Source organism: Kitasatospora aureofaciens, from assembly GCF_019192735.1.
GTDB lineage: Bacteria > Actinomycetota > Actinomycetes > Streptomycetales > Streptomycetaceae > Kitasatospora > Kitasatospora aureofaciens_A.
Window position 1 is genome coordinate 1 of record NZ_JAHTKP010000203.1, and the last position, 586, is coordinate 586.

Consider the following 586-nt stretch of genomic DNA (forward strand, 5'->3'; position numbering starts at 1 on the left):
GGGCCGGCTGTCAGATCACCGGCGGTCGGCCCAGCCGCGTCATCCGCCACACCGTGCTCCACCGCATCGGTCGCCGCGGCGGGCATGGGGTGCGGACGCCCTCGAAGAACCCGGACCACCACGCCTTGAGCCCGGCCAGCGGCGGCCGGCGAACCAGCGTGTACAGCGCCCAGGAGGTGAGGTAGATCGGCACCAGGACGGCGGGCAGGTGACGCTTCGCCAGCCACACCCGATTGCGGGCCGTCATCCGGTAGTAGGTGGCGTGCCGGGCCGGGTCGGTACGCGGGTGCTGCAACACCATGTCGGCCCGGTAGTGGATGTCCCACCCGGCGTCGAGCGCGCGCCAGGCGAAGTCGGTCTCCTCGTGCGCGTAGAAGAACGGAGCCGGGAAGTCGCCGACCTGGTCGATCACGCTCATGCGGATGGCATGGCCACCGCCCAGGAAGGTGGTGACCTCGCCGGACAGCAGCGGGTCCGAGGCACCGAAGCGGGGAACGTGCCGACGCTGGGTGAACCCCGTCTCGTCCGCGATCCGGAAGCTCACCACCCCGAGGCGCGGGTTCTGCTCGAAGGCCTCACGGATCAG

Annotated in this window: 1 protein-coding gene; it reads right to left on the minus strand. The window is 71.0% G+C overall.

The annotated features are described in order from the left end of the window. Positions 1 to 10 precede the first annotated feature (10 nt). On the minus strand, positions 11 to 586 hold a 576-nt coding region (locus KV557_RS42005; RefSeq protein WP_374106738.1), incomplete at its 5' end, for a glycosyltransferase family 2 protein.